The sequence below is a fragment of the Pelomicrobium sp. genome (assembly GCF_036803785.1).
GTDB lineage: Bacteria > Pseudomonadota > Gammaproteobacteria > Burkholderiales > UBA6910 > Pelomicrobium.
Map to the genome: position 1 here is coordinate 1 of NZ_DAIRTR010000168.1, position 5,353 is coordinate 5,353.

The window sequence follows — 5,353 nt, forward strand, 5'->3', positions numbered from 1 at the left end:
GGAAGAGCTACGTCGTATCATCCGCCGGCTCGCACCCCTGCCCACGACCGTGTTGATTCAGGGCGAATCCGGTACGGGCAAGGAGGTGGCAGCCCGGGCACTGCATAAGCTGAGTCCCCGGGCCCAGCGCCCCTTCGTGCCAGTGAACTGCGGCGCCATTTCCCCGGAGATCATCGAGAGCGAGCTCTTCGGCCACGTGAAAGGAGCCTTCACCGGCGCCAGCGAATCCCGCAACGGGCTTTTCTTCTATGCCCAGGGAGGGACTCTGTTTCTCGACGAAATCGGAGAATTGCCCCTTCCCATGCAGACCAAGCTGTTGCGGGTACTGGAAGAGAAGAAGATCCGGCCGGTCGGCTCGGAGCGAGAGATCCCAGTGGACGTGCGCATCGTCGCTGCCACCAACCGCAACCTGGCCCCGGAGGTGGCCGCCGGCCGTTTCCGTCAGGACCTGTTCTACCGCCTAGACGTGGTGAACATCGTCATTCCGCCCCTACGGGAACGCCCGCGGGACATTCCCGTGTTGGCCCACCGCTTCATGGAGGAGCTCTCGGCCCGGTTGGGCGTGCCCCGTGTAGCCCTCACCTCGGAGACGCTGGACGCCCTGGTCCGCTACCCCTGGCCGGGTAACGCCCGGGAGCTGCGCAACCTGATCGAGCGCTCCCTCATTCTCGGCCGCGTACCCTTGGAGAACCTGACGGCGGGCTCACCCGCGGTCCGGGAACAGGCCTCTGCCGCCGTCTTGCCCCTGGAAGAAGTGGAGAAGCAGCATATCCTGAGCGTCCTGCAGGCTGTCTCGGGCAACAAGTCCGAGGCAGCGCGGCGGCTCGGAATCTCCCGCAAGACCCTGGAGCGCAAGTGCGCTCTATGGAAGCTTCCCTGACGGGAACGTCCTTGTCAGTCAGGGCCTGGTCCCATGCCGCTCGTCCCTTTCTTGCGCCATGGTCTACGCTCATCGGTGCGGGCCAAGCTGCTCGTCCTGGTGCTGCTGCCGATCACGGTGGTGTTGCCGATCCTGCTTGCCCTGGTGATCTACTGGGGCAATACCTCTTACCACAACCTGCTTATCTTCAAAGTCAAATCCGACCTGGCAGTGGCCCATGAGTACTTCGAACGGGTCATCGCCGGGGTGGGCGCCCGGGTGCATGGACTCGCCTCGTCCCACCGACTGGTGACCGCCGCTACGGCGCCCCGGCGGGAGGCCCTCGCTCGGCTGCTTGCCGCCGAACGGGGTGAGCTGCACCTGGATTTCCTCCATCTCCTGGACCTGCAAGGCAACGTGGTGGCGGCCGGCCACGATCTGTGGCAGCCGACCAATTACCTGCAATGGCCCGTGGTGCAAGGCGCCGCCCACGGCGAGGCAGGCACTTCCATCGCCATCTTTTCGGCGGAGCAACTCGCAGCGTTGAACCCACGACTCAGGGAGCAGGCCTTCATTCCCCTCGTACCCACCGAGAAGGCCATACCCACGGAGCGCCACAGCGAGGACCGGGGCATGGTCATCCATTCGGCAGCGCCCGTCTACGACGCTGGTGGTCGTCTCGCAGGCGTGCTCCATGGTGGGATGCTCCTCAACCGCAACCTCGCCTTCGTCGACAACATCAACAGCATCGTCTATCGGGAAGGCTCCCTTCCTCTGGGGAGCAAGGGTACCGCCACCCTGTTCCTCGACGACGTGCGTATCGCTACCAACGTGCGCCTGTTCCAGGGGGAGCGGGCGCTGGGCACCCGCGTGTCGGCGGAAGTGCGCAAAAAAGTGCTGGAAGAGGGGGATATCTGGCTCGATCGAGCGTTCGTGGTGAACGACTGGTATGTCTCCGGTTACGAACCCGTGACCGATGGCCACGGCCGCCGAGTGGGCATGCTATACGTGGGTTACCTGCAGGCGCCCTTCGAGCAGGCCAAGTTCCAGGCCCTGGGGGTGATCGGTACCCTGTTCCTGCTGGTGGGCGCGCTGAGCGCTGTGGTTTCCCTGCGCTGGGCGCGCACCATCTTCCGCCCCTTGGAGCGCATGAGCCAGACCATGAGCGCGGTGGAGGCAGGCGAGGCCAACGCCCGGGTGGGCCCGGTGGGTAGCCGGGATGAGATCGGGCAGCTCGCGGCCCACTTCGACGAGCTGCTCGACCGGCTCCAGGCGCGCAACCAGGAGCTGCAACGCTGGGCGGACGAGCTGGACCGGAAGGTGATCGAGCGCACCCGGGAACTGGAAGAGGCGAACCGCCACCTGCGCGACGCCCAGCGGCAACTGGTCATGTCGGAGAAACTGGCCGCTATCGGCGAACTCACTGCAGGGGTGGCCCACGAAATCAACAACCCCATCGCCGTAATCCAAGGTAACCTGGAAATGGTGCGGGAGGTGCTGGGGGCCGCAGCCGAGCCAGTGAAGCGGGAGATCCGGCTGATCGACGAGCAGGCCAATCGCATCCGGGAAATCGTTACCAAGCTGCTGCAGTTCGCCCGGCCCTCGGAATTTGCAGGCTACGTGGAGCCGGTGGAAGTCAACGCTGTCATGGAGGATTGCCTGGTCCTGGTGCGGCACGTCCTCGCGAAGAGCGACATCCAGATCGCGCGCTGCTACCAGGCCACCCGCAGCGTGGGCATCAACCGCAACGAGCTGCAGCAGGTGCTGATCAACCTCATCGTCAATGCGGTGCAGGCCATGGAAGGGGGAGGGACGCTTACCTTGAGCAGCCGCGATTGGGAGGACAAGGGCGTGGTCGTGTCGGTGCGGGACACAGGACCGGGCATCCGGCCCGAGGACTTGAGCCGGATATTCGATCCCTTCTACACCACTAAGAAACAACACGGCACGGGCTTGGGCCTGTCCATCAGCTATACCCTGGTGGAACGCTACGGCGGCACCATCTCGGTGGACAGCCAGTACGGGAAGGGTGCCGAGTTCAGCGTGTGGCTGCTCACCGAGCCCGCGTACCAAGAGCGGGCTCCCGGGACGACACCCAGCCTGGTCGCTCGCTATGACCACGGATGAAACGCGGAGGCGGCAAGATGAAAGTCTTCGGTATCGCCGGCTACTCGGGCAGCGGCAAGACTACCCTGATCGAACAGCTCGTTCCATGCCTAGTGATGGAAGGCCTGCGGGTGTCGATCATCAAGCACGCCCATCATGGCTTTGACGTGGACCAGCCGGGAAAGGACTCCTACCGGCATCGGGAGGCGGGGGCCTTCGAAGTGCTGGTCACGTCGCCCCAGCGCTGGGTGCTCATGCACGAGCTGCGGGGCCGGCCCGAGCCCAGCTTGGAGGAGCAGCTCCAGCGTTTTTCCCCCTGCGACCTGGTCTTAATCGAGGGTTTCAAGAAGCAGGCGTTCCCCAAGCTGGAAGTTCACCGCAAGGCGACCGGGAAGCCGCTGCTTTATCCCACTGACCCCCGAGTGGTGGCCGTGGCGAGCGATGAGCCCCTCGAGACGAGCTTGCCCCAGTTCCGACTCGAGGATTACGAGGCCATTTGCGGCTTTATAATGCGCTTTACGGGTTTACGCCGGCGGCCGGCGCTGGGCGCATCGAGCTGACCGGTCGAAGTCCGGAGGGGGAGTTCAATGGTGAAGATCCTGTATTTCGCCCGGCTGCGGGAAGCCCTCGGCGTCGGCGCCGAGGAGGTGAGCGTGGACTCGGGCATCCGCGACGTGGCCTCACTGGTGGAGTGGCTACGGTTGCGTGGAAGCCCGTGGGCCGAAGAGCTCGCGCCGGGACGGGCGGTGCGGGTGGCCGTCAATCAACGGATGGCCGACCTGGAGACGGTGGTGGGCGACGGGGACGAGATCGCCTTCTTCCCTCCCGTGACCGGAGGCTGAAATGGCTGTTCGAGTGCAGACGGAGGACTTCGACGTGGGGGCCGAGATCGCGGCCCTCACCCGCGACAATCCCAAGATCGGCGCCGTGGCCACCTTCGTGGGCCTGATGCGGGACGTGAACCAGGGAGAGCCGGTGCAGGGCATGGTGCTGGAGCACTACCCCGGCATGACCGAGAAGGCCCTGGAAGACATCGTCGCCCAGGCGAAGGGGCGCTGGGACCTGATCGACGTGCGGGTAGTGCACCGCGTCGGGGCTCTTAAGCCTGGCAACCGCATCGTGCTGGTGGCGGTGGCGAGCGCCCATCGCGGCGATGCCTTCGCCGCCTGCGAATTCATCATGGACTACCTCAAGACCCGGGCGCCTTTCTGGAAGAAGGAAGAGACGCCTGCCGGCGAGCGCTGGGTGGAAGCGCGGGAGTCGGACGATCTCGCTGCGGCCCGCTGGAAGGGTTAATGAACGCTCGCCCGGGGGCAGAGAAGCGCTCCGATCGCTGTGGCTTCGTCGCCCCTGGGGGTCATTGAGGATAGGGCCGTGAACCAGGGATCTCGATCGGATTCGCGAGCGCCGCTGCCTGGCTCACCGCCATGTCCACCGTCTCTGGCTGCGCCATCGGCGCGGCGCCCTGGCGCGATTTCTGACTTCTCCGTTCCCGTGCCTGAGGAAGGTCTCACCATCCGGCTACGACAGGCGGCGCCGATTCCCCTGGACGCGTCCTTCCATTGCGCTCCCGGCGAGCTGGTGGCGCTCGTGGGGCCTTCGGGCAGCGGCAAATCCACTATCCTGCGGGCCATTGCCGGCTTATACCACCCCTCTTGGGGCCAGGTGCGCTGCGACGGGGAGGTGTGGTTGGATACCGAGCGCTCCCTTGCCTTGCCCCCCCAGGCGCGTTCCGTGGGTTTCGTGTTCCAGGACTACGCCTTGTTCCCCCATCTGAGTGCGGCGGAGAATGTGGCCGCCGCCCTGGGGCACGTTCCCGACGAGGAGCGCCTTCCCCGGGCGCGCCGGCTGCTCGCCCAGGTTCATCTGGAGGGCCTGGAATTTCGGCGGCCGCGGGAGCTCTCCGGCGGCCAACAGCAGCGAGTGGCGGTGGCCCGGGCGCTCGCCCGGGAGCCGAAGGTCCTTCTCATGGACGAGCCTTTCTCGGCGGTGGACCAGGTAACCCGGCGCAAGCTGCAACGGGAGCTGGTGCAGCTGCGCCGAGATTTCCGACTCCCTATCGTGCTGGTCACCCACGACCTGGAGGAGGCGCGCATGCTGGCCGACCGGATGGTGATTCTGCAGCGGGGCACGACCCTCGCTGCCGCGGCGCCAGAGGAACTGATGGCCCGTCCCGGCTCCGTTCCGGTGGCGCGACTGCTCGGCCACACCAATCTCTTTCATGCGATTGTCATGGAAGAGCAACCCGAGCGAGGTCTCTGCCTCATCCGCTGGCGGGACCTCATGCTGGAGGCGCGCCACGACCCGCGCTTTCCCGCCGGCTCGGCTGTCGCTTGGTTAATCCCGCCCGAGAGCATGATTCTGCACCGGCGCGACCGCCCTTCCCGG

The 5,353-nt window shown here is 65.8% G+C and carries 6 protein-coding genes; all 6 read left to right on the forward strand.

From position 1 onward, the window contains the following. The coding region (locus tag V7Q81_RS14300; protein ID WP_333844584.1) for a sigma-54 interaction domain-containing protein at positions 1 to 880 on the forward strand (880 nt) is incomplete at its 5' end. A 33-nt stretch (positions 881 to 913) separates the two neighbouring features. Beyond that, the gene (locus V7Q81_RS14305) at positions 914 to 2,986 is read left to right on the forward strand and encodes a sensor histidine kinase (protein WP_333844587.1); all 2,073 of its coding nucleotides are present in this window, start codon (positions 914 to 916) and stop codon (positions 2,984 to 2,986) included. Between the two features lie 17 nt (positions 2,987 to 3,003). Continuing rightward, positions 3,004 to 3,525, forward strand: coding sequence for a molybdopterin-guanine dinucleotide biosynthesis protein B (mobB, locus tag V7Q81_RS14310; protein WP_333844597.1), 522 nt, complete (start codon positions 3,004 to 3,006; stop codon positions 3,523 to 3,525). 27 nt (positions 3,526 to 3,552) lie between these two features. Next, positions 3,553 to 3,807, forward strand: a complete 255-nt coding sequence (gene moaD, locus V7Q81_RS14315; protein ID WP_333844590.1) for a molybdopterin converting factor subunit 1 — start codon at positions 3,553 to 3,555, stop codon at positions 3,805 to 3,807. 1 nt (position 3,808) lies between these two features. After that, the gene (gene moaE / locus V7Q81_RS14320) at positions 3,809 to 4,261 is read left to right on the forward strand and encodes a molybdopterin synthase catalytic subunit MoaE (protein ID WP_333844593.1); all 453 of its coding nucleotides are present in this window, start codon (positions 3,809 to 3,811) and stop codon (positions 4,259 to 4,261) included. Positions 4,262 to 4,459: 198 nt separating this feature from the next. Further along, positions 4,460 to 5,353 (forward strand): ABC transporter ATP-binding protein (locus tag V7Q81_RS14325; RefSeq protein ID WP_333844595.1); only part of this gene is annotated, 894 nt, incomplete at its 3' end.

Coding starts and splice junctions, on each gene's coding strand:
- V7Q81_RS14305 (WP_333844587.1), top strand. CDS start 914: ATGCCGCTCGTCCCTTTCTTGCGCCATGGTCTACGCTCATCGGTGCGG.
- mobB (WP_333844597.1), top strand. CDS start 3,004: ATGAAAGTCTTCGGTATCGCCGGCTACTCGGGCAGCGGCAAGACTACC.
- moaD (WP_333844590.1), top strand. CDS start 3,553: ATGGTGAAGATCCTGTATTTCGCCCGGCTGCGGGAAGCCCTCGGCGTC.
- moaE (WP_333844593.1), top strand. CDS start 3,809: ATGGCTGTTCGAGTGCAGACGGAGGACTTCGACGTGGGGGCCGAGATC.